The organism is Vibrio sp. YT-15 (assembly GCF_033337445.1).
Lineage (GTDB): Bacteria > Pseudomonadota > Gammaproteobacteria > Enterobacterales > Vibrionaceae > Vibrio > Vibrio alginolyticus.
Map to the genome: position 1 here is coordinate 1 of NZ_JAWOQR010000019.1, position 25,047 is coordinate 25,047.

Annotated in this window: 20 protein-coding genes; 16 read left to right on the top strand and 4 right to left on the bottom strand. The window is 45.6% G+C overall.

Annotated elements, in window-relative coordinates; genetic code table 11:
* Positions 1 to 696: 696 nt before the first annotated feature.
* Positions 697 to 1,824 (bottom strand): tRNA epoxyqueuosine(34) reductase QueG, encoded by a 1,128-nt coding sequence (gene queG, locus R7D93_RS22540; RefSeq protein WP_225497155.1) that lies wholly within the window; start codon positions 1,822 to 1,824, stop codon positions 697 to 699.
* Positions 1,825 to 2,100: 276 nt separating this feature from the next.
* On the opposite strand from queG, the gene tsaE reads away from it, so the two are divergent.
* The 8 genes from tsaE (at position 2,101) to hflC (ending at position 11,248) form a co-directional block, all read left to right on the top strand.
* Positions 2,101 to 2,565: a tRNA (adenosine(37)-N6)-threonylcarbamoyltransferase complex ATPase subunit type 1 TsaE gene (gene tsaE / locus R7D93_RS22545; RefSeq protein ID WP_005381372.1), complete on the top strand. Its 465-nt coding sequence runs from the start codon at positions 2,101 to 2,103 to the stop codon at positions 2,563 to 2,565.
* The gene (locus tag R7D93_RS22550; RefSeq protein ID WP_005381374.1) at positions 2,559 to 4,268 is read left to right on the top strand and encodes an N-acetylmuramoyl-L-alanine amidase; all 1,710 of its coding nucleotides are present in this window, start codon (positions 2,559 to 2,561) and stop codon (positions 4,266 to 4,268) included. The genes tsaE and R7D93_RS22550 overlap by 7 nt, the downstream gene beginning before the upstream one ends.
* Positions 4,269 to 4,286: 18 nt before the next feature.
* On the top strand, positions 4,287 to 6,299 hold the full coding sequence (gene mutL, locus R7D93_RS22555; RefSeq protein WP_017633727.1) for a DNA mismatch repair endonuclease MutL: 2,013 nt from the start codon (positions 4,287 to 4,289) through the stop codon (positions 6,297 to 6,299).
* Entirely contained in the window at positions 6,296 to 7,228 is a 933-nt protein-coding gene (gene miaA, locus R7D93_RS22560) for a tRNA (adenosine(37)-N6)-dimethylallyltransferase MiaA (RefSeq protein WP_005381378.1), read from the top strand. The genes mutL and miaA overlap by 4 nt, the downstream gene beginning before the upstream one ends.
* Before the next feature lie 194 nt (positions 7,229 to 7,422).
* Positions 7,423 to 7,686 carry an RNA chaperone Hfq gene (gene hfq / locus R7D93_RS22565; RefSeq protein WP_005381379.1) on the top strand — a complete coding sequence of 88 codons (264 nt, stop codon included), beginning with the start codon at positions 7,423 to 7,425 and terminating at the stop codon, positions 7,684 to 7,686.
* Between the two features lie 38 nt (positions 7,687 to 7,724).
* Entirely contained in the window at positions 7,725 to 9,014 is a 1,290-nt protein-coding gene (gene hflX, locus R7D93_RS22570; RefSeq protein ID WP_005381380.1) for a ribosome rescue GTPase HflX, read from the top strand.
* 45 nt (positions 9,015 to 9,059) lie between these two features.
* Positions 9,060 to 10,265, top strand: coding sequence for an FtsH protease activity modulator HflK (hflK, locus tag R7D93_RS22575; RefSeq protein WP_005381381.1), 1,206 nt, complete (start codon positions 9,060 to 9,062; stop codon positions 10,263 to 10,265).
* A gap of 2 nt (positions 10,266 to 10,267) precedes the next feature.
* Positions 10,268 to 11,248, top strand: coding sequence for a protease modulator HflC (gene hflC / locus R7D93_RS22580; protein ID WP_005381382.1), 981 nt, complete (start codon positions 10,268 to 10,270; stop codon positions 11,246 to 11,248).
* Positions 11,249 to 11,311: 63 nt separating this feature from the next.
* Here hflC and R7D93_RS22585 read toward each other — a convergent pair whose 3' ends face one another.
* Positions 11,312 to 11,497, bottom strand: coding sequence for a DUF2065 domain-containing protein (locus tag R7D93_RS22585; RefSeq protein WP_005381383.1), 186 nt, complete (start codon positions 11,495 to 11,497; stop codon positions 11,312 to 11,314).
* Positions 11,498 to 11,669: 172 nt separating this feature from the next.
* Between R7D93_RS22585 and R7D93_RS22590 the strand changes: the two genes are divergently transcribed.
* Together R7D93_RS22590 and motX are read left to right on the top strand one after the other, a co-directional pair.
* Positions 11,670 to 12,986: an adenylosuccinate synthase gene (locus R7D93_RS22590; protein WP_005381385.1), complete on the top strand. Its 1,317-nt coding sequence runs from the start codon at positions 11,670 to 11,672 to the stop codon at positions 12,984 to 12,986.
* A 216-nt stretch (positions 12,987 to 13,202) separates the two neighbouring features.
* Positions 13,203 to 13,838, top strand: coding sequence for a flagellar protein MotX (gene motX / locus R7D93_RS22595; RefSeq protein ID WP_005381388.1), 636 nt, complete (start codon positions 13,203 to 13,205; stop codon positions 13,836 to 13,838).
* Positions 13,839 to 13,918: 80 nt separating this feature from the next.
* On the opposite strand, the gene hmpA is transcribed toward motX, so the two are convergent.
* Complete coding sequence (gene hmpA, locus R7D93_RS22600; RefSeq protein ID WP_186584610.1) at positions 13,919 to 15,103, bottom strand: NO-inducible flavohemoprotein; 1,185 nt, start codon at positions 15,101 to 15,103, stop codon at positions 13,919 to 13,921.
* A gap of 157 nt (positions 15,104 to 15,260) precedes the next feature.
* Between hmpA and nsrR the strand changes: the two genes are divergently transcribed.
* The 5 genes from nsrR to trpS all read left to right on the top strand — a co-directional run bounded on the left by nsrR (position 15,261) and on the right by trpS (position 21,053).
* The gene (nsrR, locus tag R7D93_RS22605; protein ID WP_017633731.1) at positions 15,261 to 15,686 is read left to right on the top strand and encodes a nitric oxide-sensing transcriptional repressor NsrR; all 426 of its coding nucleotides are present in this window, start codon (positions 15,261 to 15,263) and stop codon (positions 15,684 to 15,686) included.
* A 115-nt stretch (positions 15,687 to 15,801) separates the two neighbouring features.
* Positions 15,802 to 18,309, top strand: a complete 2,508-nt coding sequence (rnr, locus tag R7D93_RS22610) for a ribonuclease R (RefSeq protein ID WP_017821742.1) — start codon at positions 15,802 to 15,804, stop codon at positions 18,307 to 18,309.
* A 70-nt stretch (positions 18,310 to 18,379) separates the two neighbouring features.
* The gene (gene rlmB, locus R7D93_RS22615) at positions 18,380 to 19,123 is read left to right on the top strand and encodes a 23S rRNA (guanosine(2251)-2'-O)-methyltransferase RlmB (protein WP_017633733.1); all 744 of its coding nucleotides are present in this window, start codon (positions 18,380 to 18,382) and stop codon (positions 19,121 to 19,123) included.
* 110 nt (positions 19,124 to 19,233) lie between these two features.
* Complete coding sequence (locus R7D93_RS22620) at positions 19,234 to 19,920, top strand: phosphoglycolate phosphatase (protein WP_005382834.1); 687 nt, start codon at positions 19,234 to 19,236, stop codon at positions 19,918 to 19,920.
* A 116-nt stretch (positions 19,921 to 20,036) separates the two neighbouring features.
* A complete protein-coding gene (trpS, locus tag R7D93_RS22625) occupies positions 20,037 to 21,053 on the top strand; it encodes a tryptophan--tRNA ligase (RefSeq protein ID WP_005381398.1) in 1,017 nt (338 codons plus the stop codon).
* Positions 21,054 to 21,110: 57 nt separating this feature from the next.
* Here trpS and R7D93_RS22630 read toward each other — a convergent pair whose 3' ends face one another.
* Positions 21,111 to 21,485: a hypothetical protein gene (locus tag R7D93_RS22630; RefSeq protein ID WP_005381401.1), complete on the bottom strand. Its 375-nt coding sequence runs from the start codon at positions 21,483 to 21,485 to the stop codon at positions 21,111 to 21,113.
* A 543-nt stretch (positions 21,486 to 22,028) separates the two neighbouring features.
* Here R7D93_RS22630 and R7D93_RS22635 point away from each other — a divergent pair.
* Complete coding sequence (locus R7D93_RS22635) at positions 22,029 to 24,983, top strand: ExeM/NucH family extracellular endonuclease (protein WP_213868916.1); 2,955 nt, start codon at positions 22,029 to 22,031, stop codon at positions 24,981 to 24,983.
* Positions 24,984 to 25,047 lie beyond the last annotated feature (64 nt).

Genomic DNA, 25,047 nt, shown 5'->3' on the forward strand with positions numbered 1-25,047 from the left:
GCGGGGTGGAGCAGCTTGGTAGCTCGTCGGGCTCATAACCCGAAGGTCGTCGGTTCAAATCCGGCCCCCGCAACCAAATACAAGACGATAGATTGAGTACTTATTTAGTATACAATTGTTAAGTCGTCTACGGATGCGCCGCTTGATTCAACGCCTGCTTCTCGCAACCAATCACATCGCTCTTTTCATAATGCTGCGAAGCATGAATCCCCAAAAGCTAAACTTTTATCCGCATCATATGATGTCGGACGATTTCGTTTGTGTTTAAAACACGATATGAATCGGCTGACGTACAAGTATGATGAGGCTTCGCGTGTTTTATCTACTTTAATTAACAGAGTTATCCACATACGTCGTTCTGTGGATAAGTTGGTTGATAAAGTGTTTTTAGCTTGACTTTTTATGATGGGGAAGAAAGATCTTTTCTCTAAAGTGAAGTGGAAACAACAAAGAAATATCAATTAAATCTTTGTTATATAAAGAAAAAATAAGTTTTTTGTCGGATCGAGTACGTTAAAATACGATCATTAACTGGTGTTTTTTTGATCCTAGTCATTTCTCCGAACTGTGTTTAACTTTTTTCTGCTAGCTTGTTTTTCTTGAATCTCAAATTTTTTTCCACATTACAAAATTGAGAACAAGGTCATGAATTGAACATGCAAAAGTACTTTCAATCTCTTGCATATAGACTACGCTCTATGCGTCTCTCGGCAGTCCCTTCTCGACTGTCCTTATTAAGCGTTGCTTTTTCGTCTCTATAGATGAATTACTCTCAGTGGGGAGTTGATTCAGTTGCTCTGTCAAAGCCCATTTAATGTGCTCATCAAGTAATTTATTTTCACCTTGCCGACTTTCCAGCGCATCTATGATTCGCTGACTATATTCTGCATTACCAAGTGCGACAGCGATGTTACGTAGCCACTGTATATGACCAATACGACGGATAGCGGAGCCTTCCATATTTTTTAGAAAAGTCGCTTCATCCCAGTTAAACATGTCGACGAGGTCAGGGTTTTTGAAACTGTCACGACGGTGGAAATCATCTTGTTCCGTTATGTCGGCGTAGCGGTTCCATGGGCAAACCAATTGACAGTCGTCACAACCATAAATGCGGTTACCCATTGGCTTTCGAAACTCTTCAGGAATCACGCCATCGAACTCGATGGTGAGATAAGAGATACAACGCCGGGCATCGACAACTTTGTCTTCAATGATGGCTTGTGTTGGGCATGATGTAATGCATGCTTTGCATTTACCGCACTGATCAACGCTTGGCTCATCAACGGGTAGTGGTAAGTCGATAAGTAGTTCACCTAAAAAGAACCACGATCCACAGTCTTGATCTAAAATCAGGGAATGTTTCCCGGTCCAACCTAAGCCCGCTTTTTGGGCGAGAGGTCGCTCTAATATTGGTGCGGAATCAACGAAAGGTCGGTAACCATATTGACCAACCTCTTGTTCAATAAGTTTGCCGAGCTTATTTAGCTGCTTTCTGACGAGCTTGTGATAATCGCGCCCTAGTGCGTAGCGGCTAATATAGGCATGACTTTTATTCGCGAGGTTCGAAGCGAATTGAGCCTCTGGTGGCAGATAGTCCATCCGGACGCTGATAACACGAACGGTTCCCGGGAGTAGCTCATGGGGTCTAGCACGCATCATACCGTGACGAGCCATCCAATCCATTGAGCCGTGATAGCCTGCATCAAGCCATTTTTGTAGTGCTGCTTCATGTTCACTCAGATCAACGTCGCAGATCCCAACTTTTTGGAAGCCGAGTTCTTTTCCCCAAACTTTGATTTGTTGTGCGAGTTGTTCGTAGTTCATATTAACCACCGGAATAAAGGGGGGCGGATCTTAACGGATCTCTGGCTTTGGTGCTACCCAGTTAGGTACGTTTTTGATGTTGTGAATACTGCTTATTGAAGTCATTTGCATATATTCTAAATCTAGGTCGATACTAAGATGATTAAGATACCGTTTATTGGATACTTTTTTCGCACATATGACATTTGAAAGCTTGTCTCTCAAAACCAACACGGTTTACTATTCCTGTTCTTTTGATTTTTATATAGTCAACGATCATTAGTTAGAGAAGCATCAATGAGCACGAAACAATTCAATTTAAAAGATGAGCATGAAACGGTTGCACTAGGCACCGCTTTGGCTCAGCTTTGTTCCCAGCAAACCACAATTTATCTGCATGGTGATTTGGGTGCAGGTAAAACAACCTTTAGTCGTGGTTTTGTCCGTGCTCTTGGTCATCAAGGTAACGTGAAAAGTCCAACTTATACTCTAGTCGAACCGTACCAGTTGGATCAGTGGCAAGTATATCACTTCGACCTTTATCGTCTTGCGGATCCTGAAGAGCTTGAGTTTATGGGGATTCGAGACTATTTCACAGACGATGCGATTTGCTTGGTTGAATGGCCTGAAAAAGGGCATGGCTTACTGCCACAACCGGATCTTGATGTAAACATTCGCTACCAAGGTGAGCAACGTGTAGCCGAACTAACAGCTAATAATGATTATGGTGTGCAGTTACTCAGTCGATTGGAGCTATGTTGAGTTTTTCTAATTTTAGAGTAGTGGCGACGTTTGTCGCCACTTTTCTCCTTCTCATCCCCAATTTAGCATTTGCTAACGTCGTTAAGAGTTTTCGAGTTTGGCCTTCACCTGATGAAACACGTGTTGTCATCGATTTAGGCTCGGAAGCTGACTATTCCTATTTCTCTTTATCAGGGCCGGATCGCCTTGTCGTGGATTTAAAAAGCACGACGATGCAGGCCAAACTGCCTGTTACTGTTACGGATAGCCCTGTTTTAAAACTGGTACGAAAAAGCTCGCCTCCAGAGAAGGGCACTTATCGTTTGGTGTTTGAACTAAAAAAGAGCGTTCAAGCGGAATTATTTAAATTAAGCCCAACACCAGGTGGGCAGTATGGTCACCGCTTGGTGATTGATTTACCGCACGGTAAGAAGGCATCGACCTCTAAACCGAGTAAGCCAGCGGCGGCCAGCAAAGACATGAGTTCAGTTCAACGAGCTCAAGAAGTGTTAATTGTTATCGACCCTGGTCACGGTGGGGAAGACCCTGGCTCTATTGGCCCTTCACGTCGTAAGTACGAGAAAGATGCGGTATTGAGTATCTCAAGAAAAATTGCTGCTCAGCTCGATGCGACTCCTGGTATTAAAACGCGCATGACTCGTACGGGAGATTATTTTGTAAACTTAAACCGTCGTGTCGCGATTGCTCGTGAAAATGATGCGCACTTGCTGATCTCCATTCACGCAGATGCGTTTACTTCACCGAAGCCTCGCGGTGGATCGGTCTTCGTACTAAATACTCGTCGTGCAAATACCGAAATTGCTCGTTGGGTCGAGAACCATGAGAAACAGTCTGAGTTATTGGGCGGCTCGGGTAATGCGTTCTTCACGAAGACAAAAGATCGTAACGTGAACCAAACTTTGTTGGACTTGCAGTTTAGTCATTCACAAAAAGAAGGTTATAAGCTGGCAACAGAAATCCTAGGTGAGATGGGACGTGTTGCGCACCTGCATAACACCAAACCGATCAACACCAGCCTTGCGGTTTTACGCTCTCCACAGATTCCGTCTGTGCTAGTGGAAACGGGCTTTATTTCTAACCCAACAGAAGAGCGTTTACTGTTTCAACGAGCGCACCAAGATAAGTTAGCTCAGGCTATCACTAAGGCGGTCGTCAAGTACTTAAAAGATAACCCACCAGAGGGTACGGTGTTCTCGCCTTCAGCGAAGCCAATGGTACATATTGTAAAGCGTGGCGAGTCATTATCGGTGATCGCGAACAAATATGGGCTTAGCTCTAAAGCGCTGATGTCGGCAAACAACTTGAAGTCGACAGGCTTGGCAATTGGTCAGAAGCTCAACATTCCTTCTGCTGGTACGATTAAAGTGCCAAGTAAACCGATTACTGTTGAGACAGAAACCATTACGCACAAGGTTAAGTCTGGTGAGTTCTTAGGTAAGATTGCGAATCACTATAAAGTGAAGGTTTCAGATATCCGCCGAGAGAATAACTTGAAGTCAGATACCTTGTGGGTAGGGCAAAAGTTGAAGATAACGGTCGCGGTAAAAGATAAACCGATTCGTAAGCACAAGGTTTCTCGGGGTGAGTTCCTTGGCAAAATAGCGTCCAAATACGGCGTTAGCGTATCGAGCATTCGTAAAGCGAATAACTTACGCTCTGATCAGCTAGCGGTTGGGCAAGTCCTGATCATTCCAAACAAGTAGGTGAGCTTCTAACTCATTATGACGATTAAAATTTTGCCAGCCAGACTTGCAAACCAAATCGCCGCAGGGGAAGTGGTCGAAAGACCTGCTTCTGTGATTAAAGAACTGGTTGAAAATAGTCTTGATTCTGGCGCAACTCGAATCGATATCGATATCGAGAAAGGAGGCGCAAAGCTGATTCGTGTTCGTGATAACGGAAAAGGTATCGCGAAAGATGAACTTGGCTTAGCGCTCAGTCGTCATGCGACATCTAAGATACATACCTTAGATGATCTCGAAGCCATTATGAGTCTAGGTTTTCGCGGTGAAGCGTTAGCCAGTATTAGCTCAGTCTCGCGTTTGACGCTCACGTCGCGTCCTGCGGCACAAGAAGAAGCCTGGAGTGCCTACTCCGAAGGGCGTGATATGCAGGTGAAGCTTAAGCCAGCAGCGCACCCGATTGGCACGACTGTTGAGGTGTTGGACTTATTTTTTAATACTCCAGCGCGTCGCAAGTTTCTTCGTACGGAGAAAACCGAATTTGCTCATATTGATGAGTTATTGAAACGTATTGCGTTAAGTCGCTTTGATGTCACCATCAATGTGCGTCATAACGGCAAGATCATCCGTCAATATCGCGCGGCGAAAAATCAGCTTCAAACCGAAAAGCGTATTGCTGCTGTCTGCGGTAATGCGTTTGTGCGGCATATGCTCAGAATCGAGCTTGAGCATCAAGGGTTAAAGCTACATGGGTGGATTACCACGCCAGAGGGAGCAAGGCAGCAAAGCGATTTACAATATTGCTATGTGAATGGCCGAATGATGCGTGACAAATTAATCAATCACGCGATTCGTCAAAGCTATGAAATGAGCTTAAAGCCAGATCAGTTTGCTGCGTATGTGCTCTTTATTGAGCTGGATCCGCACCAAGTAGATGTGAATGTTCACCCTGCTAAGCATGAAGTGCGTTTCCACCAAGCTCGTTTGGTGCATGATTTCATCTATCAAGCTTTGACGGATGCACTTGCGCAAAGCGCCGTGATTGATAAACCACAGGTGAATGAATCGGCATTTCATCGCGTGGAACCGACTGAGTCCGAAGAGATTGAGCATTCGCCAGAGCCTGAAAATGTACAAGAGCCAGCATCTTCACCAGTACCAGAGCGGGTTTATCAAGCGATAGAGAGTACACCGGCTTATCCTGGACGCAGTGATTATGAAGTGAAGCCTCGTAATAGCGGTCCTAGTGAAACCTCCGTGCGAGAGGCGCGCGTAGTGGAGTCATTCAAACGTAATGATTGGGTGGAATCCAAACCTGCACCAAAGCCAAGTCACAGTAAAGAGCGCCACGTAGAACCAGCGCCAACTAAACAAGAAGTACGCGCTTATCACGAGCTGTTGAAAACGCCAGAGTTTGAGGCTCAGGCAGTCACTCCAATAGCGCCCCAAACGATAACTTCGCACACATCAATGCCATCGATTACTGCATTAGGCAAAGCGCTGATGGTGGTCGATGAACAATTTGTTTTGATGAGCAGTGACAGTGGGGCGGCGTTAGTCTCGTTACCTAGAGCAGAATTTTATCGTGTAAAAGGCCAGCTTTCTCCAAGCGATGGTGCACTCAAGGCACAACCTCTGCTTGTTCCTCTATCTATTAAGTTAGAGGCCGAATTAGTGAGACTGGCCCAAGATTATCAACAAGATTTGGCATTGCTTGGTATTCAATTGAAAGCGAGAAACGAGCACGCCTTAATGGTGATGGGCGTCCCAGCTCCGCTGCGTCAACAAAACTTACAAAATTTAGTACCAGATCTGTTATCTTACGCGCAATCTTGTGTGAACGAAGGTATAGCAGCGGCTCAGATGCTGTCTGAGTTGATAGATTGGCTCGCATTACAGGTCACGACAGTGAAGAGTCACTATACTTTTTCTGAAGCCATTCAAATTATTGCGGAACTTGAACAGCTAAGACATGGTCAATTGCCATTAGAAGATACAAAATTCGTATCCGCTGTTGATTTCTCTGCCACGATAGCCAAATTAAAACCATGACAGATAAACTACCTTTGGCGCTATTTTTAATGGGGCCAACTGCATCAGGCAAAACTGAGCTGGCGATTCGTCTTCGTCAAAAATTTCCGATTGAGATCATCAGTGTTGATTCTGCTTTGATCTACAAAGGGATGGATATCGGTACGGCGAAACCGGATGAAAAAGAGTTAAGTTTGGCGCCTCATCGCTTGATAGATATTTTGGATCCAAGTGAATCTTACTCTGTCGCCGACTTTCGTCGAGATGCATTGAAAGCGATGGATGATATTGTTGCAGAAGGAAAAATTCCACTTCTTGTGGGTGGAACAATGCTGTATTACAAGGCGTTACTTGAAGGTTTATCACCACTTCCTGCTGCAAATCCTGAAATTCGTCAGCAAATTGAACAAGAGGCATTGACTAAAGGTTGGTCAGTGTTGCACGATGAACTCAAAGAGGTTGATCCTGTGTCAGCCGCGAGAATCCATCCCAATGATCCCCAACGTTTATCTCGGGCATTGGAAGTTTTTCGCATTTCAGGTAAAACTTTGACTGAATTGACTCAAACGAAAGGTGAAAGCCTACCATACCGAGTCAAGCAGTTTGCAATAGCTCCCAAGGATAGGGCAGAACTTCACCGTCGGATTGAACTCCGTTTCGAGAAGATGATGGAAGCGGGCTTTGAAGAAGAAATGAAAGCGTTACATTCGCGAAAAGATCTTCACCCCGATCTTCCTTCCATACGATGCGTCGGTTACCGACAGATGTGGGAGTATTTAGATGGGGAGTGTACACGTGACGAAGCGGTATTTCGTGGCGTATGCGCGACTCGTCAATTGGCCAAGCGTCAAATCACCTGGTTACGCAGCTGGGATGATTTAACTTGGTTGGATAGCGAGAACATTGAACAGGCATTAGAAACGATGTCGGAAGCAATAGCATCTGATTGACATAGCTGTGTATAATGTGATCGTTTTTGCGTGAACGCACTCTCAAAGGATCTGTTGTTGGCAGTTTTTATACTATGCTGCTAATTACTTAGAGTGCATTTTTGATTCGTTTAGCTCAGATGCAAAAGCCGTATCTTTTGCATTGCACCACTAGCTAAATAATTACAACTACAAATTAAATAAGGAAAATAAAAATGGCTAAGGGGCAATCTCTACAAGACCCATTTCTAAACGCGCTACGTCGTGAGCGTATCCCGGTATCTATCTACCTTGTGAATGGTATTAAACTACAAGGTCAGATCGAATCATTCGATCAATTTGTGATCCTGCTGAAGAATACTGTTAACCAAATGGTGTACAAGCACGCGATCTCAACAGTTGTGCCGGCTCGTCCAGTGAGCCATCACAGCGGTGAACGTCCACAAGGTGAGCGTCCACAAGAGAAATCAGAAGATTAATTCTTCATCGAGTATTTTTAAAATAAGGAGTTGATTGCTTGTTTGACCGTTATGAATCCGGTGAGCGAGCCGTACTTGTTCATATCAACTTCACGCAAGAAGGTGAATGGGAAGATCTGGCTGAGTTCGAAATGCTGGTTTCTTCTGCTGGGGTAGAGGCGCTACAAGTGGTAACTGGTAGTCGTCAATCCCCACACCCGAAATACTATGTCGGAGAGGGTAAGGCCCAAGAGATTGCTACAGCGGTACAATCAACGGGTGCCGAAATTGTGATTTTTAATCACGCCCTCTCTCCTGCCCAAGAACGTAACCTCGAAGCACTGTGCCAATGTCGAGTTCTCGACCGCACTGGTCTTATTCTCGATATCTTTGCTCAACGAGCTCGAACACACGAAGGTAAGCTACAGGTAGAGCTGGCTCAACTTCGTCATATCTCTACTCGTTTGATTCGTGGTTGGACGCACCTTGAAAGGCAGAAAGGTGGTATCGGTTTACGTGGCCCGGGTGAAACCCAGCTGGAAACCGACCGTCGCTTATTGCGTGACAGAATCAAAGCCATCCTGCGACGCTTAGACAAAGTAGCGAAGCAGCGTGAACAAGGGCGCCGCGCCCGAAATCGAGCTGAAATCCCAACGGTTTCACTTGTTGGTTACACCAACGCGGGTAAGTCGACACTCTTCAACCGTATTACAGAAGCTGGCGTGTACGCGGCTGATCAATTATTTGCTACTTTGGACCCGACTTTACGTAAGATAGAGTTAGCAGATGTTGGCCCTGCCATCTTGGCAGACACGGTTGGTTTTATTCGACATTTGCCACACGACTTGGTTGCGGCCTTCAAGGCAACCTTGCAGGAAACGCAAGAAGCTGACATTTTGTTACATGTTGTTGATGCCAGTGATGAGCGTTTTCGTGAGAATATTCAAGCTGTTCATGAAGTACTAGAAGAGATCGACGCGCATGAAGTGCCGACTCTGGTTGTCATGAACAAAATCGACAATCTAGATTCGCAGAAACCACGTATAGAACGAGACGAGGAAGGCGTACCTCGCGCAGTTTGGGTTTCAGCAATGGATGGGTTGGGCATTGATGTCCTGTTTGAGGCTCTGACGGAACGTCTGGCGTCACAAATGGTCGAGCATCAGTTGCGAATTCCTCCACAGTATCAAGGACGATTCCGTAGTACCTTCTTCCAAATGAAGTGTATTCAACGTGAGGAATATGACCAGGATGGTAACTTGTTGATCGATATTCGAATGCAGCAAGTAGATTGGTCTAGACTTGAAAAAAGAGAAGGGGCAGTTTTGACTGGCTTTATAGTCACTTAAAGGACTGCTACAGTATAACGTCATATCAAATGATGGAGCTTTCTAATGGCGTGGAATGAGCCTGGAAATAACAACGGCAACAATGGCCGCGATAATGACCCTTGGGGTAATAATAATCGTGGTGGCCAGCGTCCTGGTGGCCGAGATCAAGGTCCGCCAGATTTAGATGAAGTGTTCAACAAACTGAGTCAAAAGCTGGGCGGCAAGTTTGGTAAAAAAGGCGGCGGTGGTTCTCCAATCGGCGGCGGTGGTGGTAGTGCAATTGGCTTTGGCGTGATTGCTCTGATTGCTGTTGCAGTTTGGTTCTTCGCTGGTTTTTACACCATCGGTGAAGCAGAGCGTGGTGTTGTACTGCGTTTAGGTAAATACGATCGCATCGTAGACCCAGGTCTTAACTGGCGTCCTCGCTTTATTGATGAGTACGAAGCGGTAAACGTACAAGCGATTCGTTCACTACGTGCATCTGGTCTAATGCTGACTAAAGATGAAAACGTTGTAACAGTTGCGATGGATGTTCAGTACCGAGTGACTGACCCATACAAATACTTGTACCGTGTAACCAATGCAGACGACAGCTTGCGTCAAGCAACGGATTCTGCACTACGTGCAGTAATTGGTGACTCATTGATGGATAGCATTCTAACCAGTGGTCGTCAGCAAATTCGTCAAACTACGCAAGAAACACTGAACCAAATCATTGATAGCTATGATATGGGTCTGGTACTTGTTGATGTGAACTTCCAGTCTGCTCGTCCACCAGAGCAAGTGAAAGATGCGTTTGATGATGCAATCGCAGCACGTGAGGATGAAGAGCGTTTCATTCGTGAAGCTGAAGCATACAAGAACGAAATCTTGCCTAAGGCAACGGGTCGAGCAGAGCGTTTGAAGAAAGAAGCACAAGGTTACAATGAGCGTGTCACTAACGAGGCTCTTGGTCAGGTAGCACAGTTCGAAAAACTATTACCAGAATACCAAGCAGCGCCTGGTGTAACGCGTGATCGTCTGTACATTGACGCAATGGAAGAGGTGTACTCAAGCACTTCGAAAGTGTTGATTGACTCGGAATCAAGCGGCAATCTTCTTTACCTTCCAATCGATAAGTTGGCGGGACAAGAGGGCAAAGCAGATACCAAACGTAAATCGAAGTCATCTTCAACCTATGATCAAATTCAACTTGAGTCTGATCGTACACAAGAAGACACTTCGAACTCGCAGTCTCGTTCAACAGGTTCACGTCAAGGGAGATACTAAGAATGCGTAAGTTAATGATCCCTGTACTGGTAATCGCACTGGCATTAATGTTGATGTCTTTGTTTGTGATTCCTGAAGGTGAGCGCGGTATCGTGGTTCGATTTGGTCGTGTCTTGAAAGACAATAACGACATCACTCGAATTTACGAGCCTGGTCTGCATTTCAAGATGCCTTTGTTTGACCGTGTGAAACAACTTGATGCACGTATCCAAACAATGGATGGTCGTGCAGACCGTTTCGTAACGTCTGAGAAAAAAGACGTTATCATTGATACCTACGTGAAGTGGCGTATTGAAGATTTTGGTCGCTACTACCTCGCGACAGGCGGTGGTAACTCGCTAACGGCAGAGGCACTACTTGAGCGTAAAGTGACGGACGTGCTTCGTTCTGAAATCGGTGCTCGTGAAATCAAACAGATCGTATCTGGTCCACGTAACGATGATGTGCTACCAGAAGACGCAAGTGCCGATGTTGTCGCAACTGAAGCGGCTCGTGAGGCGCTTGAGATTGATGGTGAACGCGACCTAATCATGTCTGAAGTATTGAAAGACACGCGTGAAAGCGCAATGAAAGACTTGGGTGTTCGTGTCGTTGATTTCCGAATGAAGAAAATCAACCTGCCTGATGAAATCAGTGAGTCTATCTACCGTCGTATGCGTGCGGAGCGTGAGTCCGTTGCTCGTAAGCACCGTTCTCAAGGTCGTGAAAAAGCGGAAGTTATTCGTGCTCAAGCAGAACTAGAAGTAGCAACTATTCTAGCTGAAGCTGATAAAACTGCGCGTGTGACACGAGGTGAGGCGGATGCTGAAGCTGCGAAGATTTATGCTGAAGCATACAACAAAGACCCTGAGTTCTTTAGCTTCCTACGTTCGCTACGTGCGTATGAGAAGTCCTTCAGCTCTAAGAGCGATATTCTGGTGCTTGATCCGAAGAGTGAGTTCTTCCAATACATGAACCAGTCGAAGGGCAGCATGGAGAAATAATCTCCGCGTCTCATTGAAATAAAAGGCTCCTTAGGGAGCCTTTTTTGTATCTGATGCTAAGTGCTAGCTCATCATGATGGCGATGACGGCTCCAGCAACTACTAGGCAGCCACCGATGCGTCGTAGCTGATTGTTGGGTTGTTCACTTAATTGAGCCACCATATTCCGCCAACCGTTAGGAGCAATCAGTGGCCCAATGCCTTCCACGATCAAGACGAGCCCAATCGCCAACCATATGGATTCAGACATAGCGCTTTCCAGTCGAATAGAGAAAGCTAAATACTATCAGTGATATGCTGATTTCAAAATGAACAAAGCGGCAAGATGACATTCTGGTAGCAACTCTGTGAACAAAAAATGACTGCAAGAAGCGTGATTCGGTGCTAGAATCCATTTTTAACTAGCAATCAGACTTGGAAAGATGGGAAATAACGTAGTCGTTCTAGGCACCCAATGGGGTGACGAAGGTAAAGGTAAAATCGTAGACCTTTTAACTGAAGATGCAAAATACGTGGTACGCTACCAAGGCGGTCACAACGCAGGTCACACTCTCGTAATTGACGGTGAAAAAACCGTTCTTCACTTAATTCCATCAGGTATCCTTCGCGATAACGTAAAATGTGTTATCGGTAACGGTGTTGTACTATCACCTGAAGCTCTACTTAAAGAAATGAAGCCTCTTGAAGAGCGCGGTATTCCAGTACGCGAGCGTCTTTTCATTTCTGAAGCATGTCCGCTAATTCTTCCTTACCACGTTGCAATGGACCAAGCTCGCGAAATCGCTCGCGGTAAAAAAGCTATCGGTACTACTGGTCGTGGTATCGGTCCAGCATACGAAGATAAAGTTGCTCGTCGTGGTCTACGCGTTGGCGACCTATTCGATATGGCGACTTTCGCAGAGAAGCTAAAAGAAGTCATGGAGTTCCATAACTTCCAACTAGTTAACTTCTACAAAGCGGAGCCAGTAAGCTACGAAGAAGTACTTGAGCAAGCGAAAGGCTACGCTGAGCTACTAACTTCAATGGTTATCGACGTAACTGACGAACTAGACGCAGCACGTAAGCGCGGCGACAAGATCATGTTCGAAGGCGCACAAGGTACACTACTTGATATCGACCACGGTACTTACCCGTACGTAACGTCTTCTAACACGACAGCTGGTGGTGTTGCTGCAGGTTCTGGTTTTGGTCCTCGTCACATCGGTTACATCTTGGGTATCGCGAAAGCGTACTGTACTCGCGTTGGTGCTGGTCCATTCCCGACTGAACTATACGACGGTTTAGATAAGCAAGATCCAATTGGTAAGCACTTAGGTGAAGTTGGCCACGAGTTCGGTGCGACAACTGGTCGTCTACGTCGTACAGGTTGGTTCGATGCTGTTGCTATGCGTCGTGCAATCCAAATCAACTCTGTATCTGGTTTCTGTCTAACTAAACTAGACGTACTAGATGGTCTAGAAGAGCTAAAAATCTGTACTGGTTACAAGATGGAAGATGGCTCTGTGCTAGAAGTTTCTCCGATGGCTGCTGAAGCATTCGAAAAAGCAACGCCAATCTACGAAACAATGCCAGGTTGGTCTGAGAATACATTTGGTGCTAAGTCACTAGATGCTCTACCACAAGCAGCTCTTGACTACATCAAGCGTATTGAAGAGCTAACTGGCGTTCCAGTAGACATCATCTCTACAGGTCCTGACCGTAACGAAACTATCATCAAAGTTCACCCATTCGAAGCTTAATTGATAGCCGTTAAAGATTGCAAAAGCCGACCTTCTGGTCGGCTTTTTTGTATCTGAACAAAAACAGCGTGACTCTCATATGGCAAGTTTTTGCCGCTTAGCCTAAATCAGAGGCAAAAATTGTCTAAAGCTTAGCTGTTTTTTGCCGATAAGGTTATCAAGCAGAGGAGATCCTTCACCGATCTTTGGTTTCTTAGACACCTTAAGGGTACGTTTATGAAGTTACGAACAGTGGCTGCTTCACTGTTGTTGACCTTGGTTGCTACCACAGTGAAAGCCAATGTTGCTGATGTGGGGGCACCAGTTCCGATCTATACCGAAGCAGAGCTGATAAAGCTTATTGAGCAAAATAAGCACTTACAACGTGTGCGCGCTGATAACTGCCAGCTGGTGGAGGATATCGTAGCTCGTGCGACTCGAATTAACTTACCCGCTTATGAATTTCTGTACGGAGATATGTTGGCTTGGGGTGTGTGTGTCGAGCAAGATGTCGAACTGGGTCTTTACTACATCGAAAATGCAGCGCATCAGGGGTTACCAGCTGCACTAGAGCAGATTGGCCGATACTATTCGCGTGGCACTTTAGTACAGCAAGATAAAGAACGTGCAATTCCATATTTGCGAGAAGCTGCGTCAATGGGAAACCTAAACGCGCGTATTCATCTGGCCGAGTTGCTTTTACGTGATTATGGCAGTCCACTCGATTACGAAGATGCGTATCGTTGGTTATATAACTCTGTCACAGCAGATAAGCGGCAGCATAAGCGCATAACTGTATTGAGAAACGGCCTTGAACAGCGCATGCCACAAAACGTTATTGCTCGAGCTAAACGGCGAGACACCTTTTGGTAACGCTTCAATATTGCAAACAACTTCATACAACAAAGCCCACGTCACGTGGGCTTTGTTGTTTTCCCGATAGTTGGTAGCGCTTAAACCACTTTGTGTGGACCGAAGCATTCGTAATGGAATTGCTCTTCTGGTACGCCAAGTTCTAATAGCTGTTTCGCTACGTGCTGCATAAATCCTACAGGACCACAGAAGTATACCTGCACTTTATCTTGCTTTAATGCAGCTTCAATTTCATACAGATTGACAAAGCCCGTGAAGTGGAAGTCTTCACCTAGCTTGTCTTCTGCCGTTGGTTGGTTATACCAAACGAGCGCGTTCATATTTTCTTTTTCTGCAACGAGTTGGTTTACGTGTTGCTTGAAAGCATGCTGTTGGCCATTTTCTGTTGCATGAACCCAAGTTACAGGTGCTTGATGTGCTGAGAGACTTTCTAGCATTGACAGCGTTGGAGTAAGTCCCACACCAGCAGAAATTAGAACAACGGGTGTTTGTGGTTCGGCATCCATAAAGAAATCACCGGCAGGGGCCGCAAGCTGCACTTTTTCGCCAATGTTCAGGCTATCGTGCAGGTAGTTCGACACTTTTCCGCCTTCTTCACGTTTTACTGAGATACGGTAGGTGTTCTCTTGGACCGCAGAAGACAGGCTATATTGGCGAATTTCTTGGTTTTCTAACTGGTCACTGTTGATGTAGATGCCAAGGTATTGTCCCGGTTTATACGGCGCCACTTTTTGGCCATCGGTTGGCTTGAACACAAAGCTGCAAATGTGTTCGCTCTCAATCTTTTTATCGACTAATTCAAATTCGCGTAGACCGCGCCAGCCGCCTTCCAAAGCTTCATTTTGTTGGTAAATTTGTTCTTCGCGCTGAATAAATACATTCGCAAGTACGCCGTAAGCCTCAGCCCAAGCATCCAACACTTCTTGACCTGGATTAAAAAGCTCATCGATTGTCGCAAGTAAATGCTTACCAACGATTTGGTACTGATCTTCTGTGATCAAAAAGCTCGTGTGCTTATGCGCAATTTTCTCTACTGCGCCAAGCAGAGCTGGCAAATTTTCAATATTGGCAGCATAGGCACAGATAGCGTTGAATAATGCTTCACGCTGATCGCCGTTACGTTGGTTACTCATGTTAAAAATATCTTTCAACTCAGGGTTATGAGTAAACATACGCTCGTAAAAGTGCGCGGTCAGTTTTGGTCCTGTTTCGGCGATGAGTGGTGCAGTCGCTTTGACGATCTCGATAGTTTGATTGCTGAGCATAAGGGCTTCCTACTTTAAGTTGTATTTATAATGCATGTTTAAAGTTGTATCTCAAATGTATCTTTCGATCAAGAAAAGATTTACACTTTTATCGATAGCTCAAGTTTGGGGGTTTAGCATCACCAGCGGGTTATTGAGTCGCACTTTGGGAGAGAATATGCAGTTAACTAGTTTCACTGATTATGCGTTGAGAACCTTAATTTTCTTGGCTTCGTTGCCGGAAGATGAGTTAACCAGCATTACCGAAGTGACGGATTTATTTGGTGTGTCGCGCAACCATATGGTTAAAGTTATCAATCGGTTAGGACAGTTGGGTTATGTCCATACCGTGCGCGGAAAAAACGGTGGTATCCGGCTGATGAAGCCAGCATCTGAAATCACAGTCGGTGGTGTTGTGCGCGATTTAGAGCCGTTAGATTTAGTCAACTGTGGTGTGGATTTTTGCCATATTACCCCTGCTTGCCGCCTCAAAGATAAATTGGCGAAAGCAAAAAGTGCCTTTCTGGCGGAGTTGGATAACTGCACGATTGAATCCTTGCTCAGTGACAATTCTGAACTTTTGATCTTGCTGGCTCGTCCTTAACTCATTTGCATGCCTAGAGTCGATCTCGATCATTCTTTTTTCAAAGCAATTCTGTAGCTTATCGAGAGACTCAGATATACTAGCCATATACCTTCCTTGCTAGATAGGCGTGCCTATGTCAGACAATATTCCAAACGATCCTTTTGCAGATCGTGAATCCAAAAATTACGAAAATCCAATTCCAAGCCGAGAGTTTATCATCGAGTTTCTAGAGCAAGCGGGCGTTCCAATGAATCGTAACGACTTGTTTGAGGCACTAAAGCTTGAGGGCGAAGAGCAATACGAAGGGTTGCGTCGTCGGCTACGTGCGATGGAGCGAGATGGCCAACTGGTGTTTACCCGCCGTCAGTGCTATGCATTGCCTGAAAAACTTGAAATGGTGAAAGGTTACGTGATTGGTCATCGTGATGGCCATGGTTGGGTACGTCCAGAAGGCAGCGTCGGCAAGGATGATGATATTCTGTTACCGCACCATCAGATGAAGAACATCATCCACGGTGATTTTGTCTTAGTGCAACCTACAGACAACAGCAAGCGCGGCCGCCGTGAAGGACGTTTGGTGCGTGTGCTAGAGGAGCGTAATGATCAAATCGTCGGTCGTTTCTTCCTTGAATATGGATACTCCTACGTTGTCCCAGATGACTCGCGTATCAGCCAAGATATCCTGATCCCAAATGAGCACAAAGCGGGTGCACGCATGGGTAACGTAGTCGTAATTGAAATTACTGATCGTGGCTCACGCTCACGCGGCATGATGGGTAAAGTGGTTGAAGTCCTTGGTGAAAATATGGCACCAGGTATGGAAACACAAATTGCGATTCGTACACACCAAATCCCTCACGAATGGCCAGAAGCCGTCGATAAACAAATCGAAAACTTAGGCGAAGAAGTACCAGAAGAAGCGAAAGTTGGTCGTGTGGATCTACGTGATTTGCCACTAGTGACCATTGACGGCGAAGACGCACGAGACTTTGATGATGCGGTTTACTGTGAAAAGAACAAAGAAGGTGGTTGGCGTTTATGGGTAGCGATTGCTGACGTCAGTTACTACGTTCGTCCTGACTCTGCGTTGGACAAAGAAGCGATCAATCGTGGTAACTCAGTATACTTCCCGTCGCAAGTTGTGCCGATGTTGCCAGAAGTACTATCGAACGGCCTATGTTCGCTCAACCCGCAAGTAGATCGCTTGTGTATGGTGTGCGAAATGACCATTTCCGATACAGGTAAGCTGTCTGGTTACAAGCATTACGAGGCGGTGATGAACTCGCACGCTCGTCTCACATATAGCAAAGTGAGCGCGATTCTAGAAGGGGATGAAGAACTACGTGAGCGCTACCAGCCACTTGTTTCTCATCTAGAAGAGTTGCACAAGATGTACAAAGTGCTGAAAGAAGCACGCGATCAACGCGGTGCAATCGAATTTGAAACCGTTGAAACCAAATTTATTTTCAATGCGGAACGTAAAATCGAAAGCATTGAGCCAGTAATTCGTAATGACGCGCATAAGATCATCGAAGAATGTATGATTTTAGCCAACATTGCTTCGGCATCGCTGGTAGAAAAAGCGAAAGAGCCCGCGCTTTATCGTATCCACGAATCTCCAGGTGAATTACGCCTGCAAGGTTTCCGTGACTTCTTAAGTGAACTTGGTCTTGAGCTAAAAGGTGGTTTAGAGCCTTCACCAACGGACTATGCTGATCTCGCACGTCAAATCTCCGGGCGTCAAGATCAAGAGTTGATTCAGACCATGCTGCTACGCTCAATGAAGCAAGCGGTATACAACGCAGATAACGCGGGGCACTTTGGGTTGGCATTGAAACGCTATGCGCACTTTACGTCGCCAATTCGTCGTTACCCTGACTTGTTACTTCACCGTGCAATCAAGTATCTGATTGCTAAAGAAGAAGGTCGTAATCAAGATCGCTGGACACCAACAGGTGGCTATCATTACTCGTTTGACGACATGGATTTTTACGGCGAACAATGTTCGATGACAGAGCGCCGTGCTGATGATGCAACACGTGATGTTGCGGATTGGCTGAAGTGTGAATATATGCAAGACCACGTCGGTGACGAACTAGACGGTGTTATTGCTAATGTCACTAGCTTTGGCTTCTTTGTACGTTTAACGGATTTGCACATCGATGGTTTGGTACATATTTCTACCCTTGCGAACGACTACTATCAATTTGACCCGATTGGTCAACGACTTATTGGTGAAAGTTTCGGTAACATCTACCGCTTAGGTGATGCAGTAAAAGTAAAAGTACTGGCTGTTAACCTCGATGATAAGCAAATTGACTTTGAATTGGTCGAAACAAGTCGTAAGCTACGCGGCGAAGGTAAGACTGCGAAGAAACGCGCAGCGGAAGCAAAACGCAAAGCGAAAGATAAAAAACGCGCTGCGACTCGCTCTTCATCGAAGGAAGGTGGCGCGGCTCGTGCAGTTCCTGCGATAGAGCCAACTAAACGCCCAGAAGAAACGGGCGCAACGAGTAAGCGTAATGGCCCAAAACGTGGTGACGCCGAAGGCAACGAGAAGCCTAAAGTGAAAAAAGCACGTAAAAAGAAGCCGCACAGTAAGCCGAAGAAAACCAAGCGCACTAAAAAAGAAGCGCAGTAGTAGGTTGAAGCGCCAACTTAGTTCAAACTTGGTTGGCGCAGGCAATACGACCAGAACAACAGGTTAAACAATGAGTAACGAATTTATCTACGGCATTCACGCAGTGAAGGCGGTATTGGAGCGCGAACCAGAGCGTTTTATCGAGGCGTACGTTTTAAAAGGTCGTCAAGATGATCGCCTAATGCCAATCCTAAATGATCTTCAGGTTTGTGGTGTTTCTATTCAGCAGATGACACGTAAAACCTTGGATGACAAAGCGCGCGGTGCAAATCACCAAGGCATCATCGCTCGTGTGAAACCAGCGAAGCAGCTGAATGAGAACGATATAGATGACATCCTGGCGCAGCACGAATCACCACTGCTATTAGTGTTAGACGGCGTGACCGATCCACACAATCTTGGTGCGTGTTTACGTAACGCAGATGCGGCAGGTGCTGCGGCGATCATCGTACCGAAAGATCGTTCTGCACCGATGAACGCAACCGTAAGCAAAGTGGCTTGTGGTGCAGCTGAAGTCGTGCCATTGATCCGAGTGACTAACTTGGCTCGTACTATGCGTACACTGCAAGAGCAAGGTATCTGGTTTGTTGGTACGGCGGGCGAAGCAACGCACGACATCTACCAAGCAAAACTGACTGGACCCCTTGCTATCGTAATGGGGGCAGAAGGTGACGGTATGCGTCGTCTGACTCGTGAAACCTGCGACGATTTGATTAAGATCCCAATGGCTGGTAGCGTTTCAAGCTTGAACGTATCTGTGGCATCCGGCATCTGTTTGTTTGAGGCAGTTCGTCAGCGTATTGCTGCAAAGTAACGACGAAACAAACAGTTACTGTCGAATCAGACATAATGATAAAAACAAAGGATGGGGTGCCATCCTTTGTCGTTTTCACCGATTTATAAATAAAAATCCTCAGGGAAGTTATGACTCAACAAGACATTAAATTCATCGCCTTCGATCTAGATGGCACTTTGCTTGATAGCGTGCCAGATCTAGCTGTCGCGGCAGACCAAGCAGTACAGGCGCTTGGCTTTCCATCGGTTTCAGAAGAACAAGTTCGTGATTACGTGGGTAACGGCGCAGACGTGCTTATTGGTCGCTCATTAAGCCAAAGCCTGACCATCAACCCGGAGCTGAGTGAAGAGCTTCGTGCTAAAGCGCGTGTATTGTTTGATGATTACTACGAGCAAAGCGGTCACAAGCTAAGTCATCTTTACCCAACGGTAAAAGAGACACTAGCAGAGCTGCACAAAGCGGGCTTTGTTATGGCGTTGGTGACCAACAAACCTTCAAAGTTTGTGCCTGACGTTTTGGAAAAGCACGACATCGCAAAATACTTCGTTGATGTCCTTGGCGGTGATGCATTCCCAGAGAAAAAACCAAACCCAGTAGCATTGAACTGGCTAATGGAAAAGCACCAAATCCAACCAAGTGAAATGCTGATGGTTGGCGACTCGAAAAACGATATTCTCGCAGCAAAGAATGCAGGCTGTGCCTCATTTGGTCTGACATATGGTTACAACCACGGTGAACCTATTTCAGCATCAAATCCAGATTTCGTCGCTGACAGTTTGGCAGAATTATTGGACGTTGTAGCGGTTTCTGCATAACGGCTACAAAAGAGCTTCCAAAATACTCGTTAATGAGTACACTGAGTAAACCGTGCACCTATTACTGCACGGTTTTTTTCATTTAATTAGATTAAGAAGTCAAAGGAATCATTCTAATGAGCAAACCCATTGTATTGAGTGGTGTTCAACCTTCAGGTGAACTAAGTATCGGTAACTACTTGGGTGCTCTACGTCAATGGCAGCAGATGCAAGACGATTATGATTGCCAATATTGTGTGGTAGATCTTCACGCGATTACGGTTCGTCAGGACCCTAAAGCGCTGCATGAAGCAACTCTAGACGCACTGGCAATTTGTCTGGCAGTTGGTGTTGACCCGAAGAAGAGCACGCTATTTGTTCAGTCACATGTACCAGAGCATGCTCAATTAGGTTGGCTTCTTAACTGCTACACTCAAATGGGTGAGCTGAGCCGTATGACTCAGTTTAAAGACAAATCGGCACGTTACGCGAATGACGTAAACGTCGGTCTATTTGACTACCCGGTGTTGATGGCGGCTGACATTTTGCTTTACGGTGCACACCAAGTACCTGTAGGCAGTGACCAGAAGCAACATCTAGAATTAGCGCGCGATATCGCAACGCGTTTCAACAATATTTACTCGCCAGAGCAGCCAATCTTCCAAGTTCCAGAGCCTTACATTCCGACAGTAAATGCGCGTGTAATGAGCCTTCAAGATGCAACGAAGAAGATGTCTAAATCTGATGACAACCGTAAGAACGTTATCACGCTGCTGGAAGAGCCTAAGTCGATCCTTAAGAAGATCAACAAAGCGCAAACCGATACCGAAACGCCACCAAGTATCCGTCATGATATCGAGAACAAGGCGGGCATTGCTAACCTAATGGGTCTGTACTCCGCGGCGACAGGCATGAGCTTCGAAGAGATTGAAGCGAAGTACCAAGGCGTAGAAATGTATGGCCCATTTAAGAAAGATGTTGGTGAGGCAGTTGTAGCAATGCTTGAGCCAATTCAAGCAGAATATCACCGTATTCGCGCTGATCGTGCTTACATGGACGAGGTAATGCAGCAAGGCGCTGAGAAAGCCTCGGCACGAGCGGCTGAAACGCTTAAGAAAGCATACGAAGCAGTAGGTTTTGTAGCTCGCCCATAGTTGCTAAGAACGAATACGAAAAAGCTCCACTTTGGTGGAGCTTTTTTTATGCCTGTATTACTGAAATGGTGTGTCTTTCATACAGCGTTCCATGTCGTAATATTCAACACGTCCTCGAGCCCCTAGAAAGGCAGACTTCACAACCATGCCTCTATCAATGAAGTAACTAAGCTGTACGCATGATATATCGTAGCTGAGTTCTTTAATTCTCGCTGGAATCCAGTAGGTTCCTGGCGTTCTTAGACGCTGAGTAAAGGTAATAACACCCTCGTCACTGACTTCTAGCTCTTCAATACCATCCAGTTCATTTTTGGCTGATTCGATGATGTCTTGATTCGCCGTAGGTTGAAGTGGCTCACTGGCGGTCAACTGACACCCCGCTATCAAGCCAAGTAGGGAGAGAGCTAGCACACTGCGTTGAATTTTTTTCATTTGTCGTTCCTGGGTTTACAGCTAATGAGATCTTATTGTCTCGCGCAGGTGTTATATCTTTTGTGTATGTTTTTGGCTAGTGAGTAATGAAAAGTTATTGAATAAATCATGAAAACTTTGAAGTATGAGGGGCCTGTATAAGAGAGAACGAAGCGAGTAATAGATTCTTGGGCTTGAACAGTGATACAAGTGAAAATTAAAGCATTCTAAATTAGTGACTAATTATATTTTTTATTTGTAACGGAACGGTTGGGTTAATAAGCAACTCAACAAGTGATGTATTTTCTACTCCTTAACATGAAGTGAAAAAGTAAACTGAGTAATCAATCTAAATTCTGACTTGTTTATCAATAGCGCTCTGTATTTATTACAAAAAATGTTTGAATGGGATGCTCTGGCATATTTTCTTATATTCACATGTGATTCATTTCACGGCTTTAATTACTTATTCTTATTTATTTCATAAATAAACCTGATAGTAGACGCAAATGGCAGGCTCTAACCAGAGCTAAGTTTGCATTTACATAAATATCAGGTATGACAATGGACACGTTAATCAAACCCTCAATACTCGCATTAACCATCGCCAGTGCACTTAGTGCAAACGCGAACGCAGAGATTATTATTTCCCAATACGTAGAAGGCGGCGCTTATAATAAAGCGGTAGAGATCGCTAATACGGGTGATACTGCGGTGACACTCACTGGCTACGAGTTGGCGAAATCATCAAACGGTGGTGGTACTTGGGGCAGCACATTCGACCTTAGCCAAGTGACGATACAAGCTAACCAAGTGTATGTACTGGCGCATGGTGACGCGAGCGATGCCATCAAAGCTGTCGCCGATATCACAGATAAAAGCGTTGCGAACTTTAACGGTGACGACCCGATCGCACTGCTTAAAGATGGTGAAGTGCACGACATCATCGGTATGATGGGTGACGTAGATTTTGGTAAAGACACCACATTAGTTCGTAACAGTGATGCACTAACCCCTTCTGCTACTTATGATGCATCTCAGTGGACGGCATTTGAGAAAGACAACATTGACGGCCTTGGTGAGCTAAATGCGACTGAGCCACCAGCACCATTCGCTTGTGAAGTCGACGGTCAGCAACCTAACTTCACTACCATCCAAGATATTCAAGGTGAAGGCGATACGTCTCCATTCATTGATGGTTACCCATACATTACTGACGAAGATCATTTCGTAACGGGTGTCGTGACTGCTGTTACCACTGGCCTAACCAAAGGTTTCTACCTACAAGCATTAGAAAGCGACAACAACGACAAGACCTCAGAAGGCTTGTTCATTCATACTGACGCGGCAGACACGGCGCTGAAAGCTGGTGACGTTGTTTGTGTGAAAGGTAAAGTTCAAGAGTATTACAGCAATACTCAGCTTGCTTCTGATGCTAACAGCTATGTGAAAACAGGCACCTCTGAAACCTCTCGAGTTACCGATCTTGTTATCAAAGAAGGTGAGACACTACGTGATGCGCTAGAGCGTCATGAAGGGATGCAAGTTGAGTTGACCTCGGCAAGTGACTTGTTTGTAACTCGCAACTTCTCTTACGACTACGATTCACGTCGTAACAATATGATGCTCTCTCATGAAGCGCCATTGTTAAAGCCGACTCAATTACACGCGGCAGAGAGCGATGCAGCCGTTGAGCTAGCAAAAGACAACGCAGCAAACCGCGTATACCTAGAATCAGATGGCAAAGCACCAAACGGCCAAATCCCATACTACCCAGATTTTGCTAAAGATGCAGACCAAGATGGCTCTTCAGAGCAGCACATTCGCCTTGGTTCTCGAGTAGAAGGTCTTCAGGGTGTCGTGGCTTACAGCTACAACGAATACCGCCTGATTGCGACCAATGAAGTCGATAACACCAACTTTGTGACTTCAGGTGAAGGCTTCGATGTGGCTCGTAAAGATGCCCCAGCGATTGCGGACTCAGATTTGCGTATTGCAAGCTTCAACGTACTGAACTACTTCAACTCCGTGGCTGACAGTGGCCATGAAAACCCAACCGGACAAAACCGTGGTGCGACTAACCTAGATGAGTTCCTGATCCAACAAGCGAAAATCGTTGCGGCGATGAACAAGATGGACGCTGACATCATTGGTTTGATGGAAGTGGAAAACAACGGCTTTGGTGATGGCAGTGCTATCCAAAACTTAGTTGATGCCCTAAATGCTGAGATTGATGACGCTGAAGATCATTACACGTATGTCGAAATCGAAGAGCAAGACAAATACCAAGACGAATACTTTGGCAGTGATGCGATCATGGTGGCGATTTTATATCGTGCTAACGCAGTAACGCCAAAAGACGCTGCAAAAGTGATCATCACGCCAGAGCAGCACATTGCAGAAAACACAATTACTCGTAAAGAGGGCACAGAAAGTAACCCTGCTTACGATAAGTACCAACGCCACAGTCTACTTCAGACCTTTACGGTGAAAGAGACGGGTGAAGATTTGTCTATTGTCGTAAACCACTTTAAGTCGAAAGGCTCTGAGTGTATTGAAGAGTGGATTGCTGGTGTAGAAGATTCTGAGCCAGCGGATCTGCAAGGCAACTGTAACAACTTCCGCGTTTCTGCTGCGCACGCAGTGGGTGAAGCGTTGAAAGAGGTGAAAGGCGATGTATTGCTCATGGGCGACCTCAATGCTTATGGCATGGAAGACCCACTTCTGACACTGACTGATTACTCGAAAGAGAAATACGGCCGTGACATTTATACTGCTGCTTACACAACCATTGGTGATGGTGAACTTCAAGTAGAGAAGACCAAAATTGAAAAAGGTTACGGTCTGCACAACTTAAACACGTTGCTGCACGGCACTGATACGTTTTCTTACACCTATTCGGGCGAGCTGGGTAATTTGGACCACGCATTGGCAAGCAGCAGCCTAGCGCAAAAAGTGGTAGCAATTGAAGATTGGCACATCAACTCACTAGAGAGTAACTTGTTCGAATACAGCAGCAAGTACACAGGTGATATGCCGAAGTACAAAGATGCGTTCTCTGCCTCTGACCACGATCCAGTGATCATCGCGATTGATTTACCAGATGATGACATCGATTTACCTAAAGCAGGTGACAACTTAGCCGTCGATGTCCGTTTACCACCAACGGCGGTTGTGGGCGATATTGTTACGGTGAACTTAACGCCATCCACACAAGCGGCTGCGGCAAGCAGCGATACGAAAGCTTACTCGGCTAGCCAAACTTTAGTTCAAGCTGATATTGATGCGCGTAGCGTGAATATTGAGTTTGAACAAACGCCAGAGCAAGGTAATTATCAGTTAGAAGAGAAAGTGACTGACTCGACAGGTAATATCGTGAAGTTTAGCTCTGTTCGTGATGTTTCAATGACGCAAACTGAAGCTGGAACAGAAGGGTCGAAGGATTCAGATGGTGGTTCGTTTGGTTTTGGTGCTCTATTTGCGCTGCTAGGTCTCGGCTTATTCCGCCGTCGCCGCTAAGCGAATTTACTTCCTGACAAACAGTTCCTAAATAACTGTAAAGACCAAAGGCCAGCCTATGCTG

What these genes read in the sequence shown, in the direction of transcription:
- R7D93_RS22630 (WP_005381401.1), bottom strand. Translation starts at nt 21,485, where the DNA reads ATGAAAAAAATTCAACGCAGTGTGCTAGCTCTCTCCCTACTTGGCTTG.
- miaA (WP_005381378.1), top strand. Translation starts at nt 6,296, where the DNA reads ATGACAGATAAACTACCTTTGGCGCTATTTTTAATGGGGCCAACTGCA.
- hmpA (WP_186584610.1), bottom strand. Translation starts at nt 15,103, where the DNA reads ATGCTCAGCAATCAAACTATCGAGATCGTCAAAGCGACTGCACCACTC.
- R7D93_RS22590 (WP_005381385.1), top strand. Translation starts at nt 11,670, where the DNA reads ATGGGAAATAACGTAGTCGTTCTAGGCACCCAATGGGGTGACGAAGGT.
- R7D93_RS22620 (WP_005382834.1), top strand. Translation starts at nt 19,234, where the DNA reads ATGACTCAACAAGACATTAAATTCATCGCCTTCGATCTAGATGGCACT.
- hflC (WP_005381382.1), top strand. Translation starts at nt 10,268, where the DNA reads ATGCGTAAGTTAATGATCCCTGTACTGGTAATCGCACTGGCATTAATG.
- R7D93_RS22585 (WP_005381383.1), bottom strand. Translation starts at nt 11,497, where the DNA reads ATGTCTGAATCCATATGGTTGGCGATTGGGCTCGTCTTGATCGTGGAA.
- queG (WP_225497155.1), bottom strand. Translation starts at nt 1,824, where the DNA reads ATGAACTACGAACAACTCGCACAACAAATCAAAGTTTGGGGAAAAGAA.
- nsrR (WP_017633731.1), top strand. Translation starts at nt 15,261, where the DNA reads ATGCAGTTAACTAGTTTCACTGATTATGCGTTGAGAACCTTAATTTTC.
- trpS (WP_005381398.1), top strand. Translation starts at nt 20,037, where the DNA reads ATGAGCAAACCCATTGTATTGAGTGGTGTTCAACCTTCAGGTGAACTA.
- rlmB (WP_017633733.1), top strand. Translation starts at nt 18,380, where the DNA reads ATGAGTAACGAATTTATCTACGGCATTCACGCAGTGAAGGCGGTATTG.
- hflK (WP_005381381.1), top strand. Translation starts at nt 9,060, where the DNA reads ATGGCGTGGAATGAGCCTGGAAATAACAACGGCAACAATGGCCGCGAT.
- rnr (WP_017821742.1), top strand. Translation starts at nt 15,802, where the DNA reads ATGTCAGACAATATTCCAAACGATCCTTTTGCAGATCGTGAATCCAAA.
- tsaE (WP_005381372.1), top strand. Translation starts at nt 2,101, where the DNA reads ATGAGCACGAAACAATTCAATTTAAAAGATGAGCATGAAACGGTTGCA.
- R7D93_RS22635 (WP_213868916.1), top strand. Translation starts at nt 22,029, where the DNA reads ATGGACACGTTAATCAAACCCTCAATACTCGCATTAACCATCGCCAGT.
- hfq (WP_005381379.1), top strand. Translation starts at nt 7,423, where the DNA reads ATGGCTAAGGGGCAATCTCTACAAGACCCATTTCTAAACGCGCTACGT.
- R7D93_RS22550 (WP_005381374.1), top strand. Translation starts at nt 2,559, where the DNA reads ATGTTGAGTTTTTCTAATTTTAGAGTAGTGGCGACGTTTGTCGCCACT.
- mutL (WP_017633727.1), top strand. Translation starts at nt 4,287, where the DNA reads ATGACGATTAAAATTTTGCCAGCCAGACTTGCAAACCAAATCGCCGCA.
- motX (WP_005381388.1), top strand. Translation starts at nt 13,203, where the DNA reads ATGAAGTTACGAACAGTGGCTGCTTCACTGTTGTTGACCTTGGTTGCT.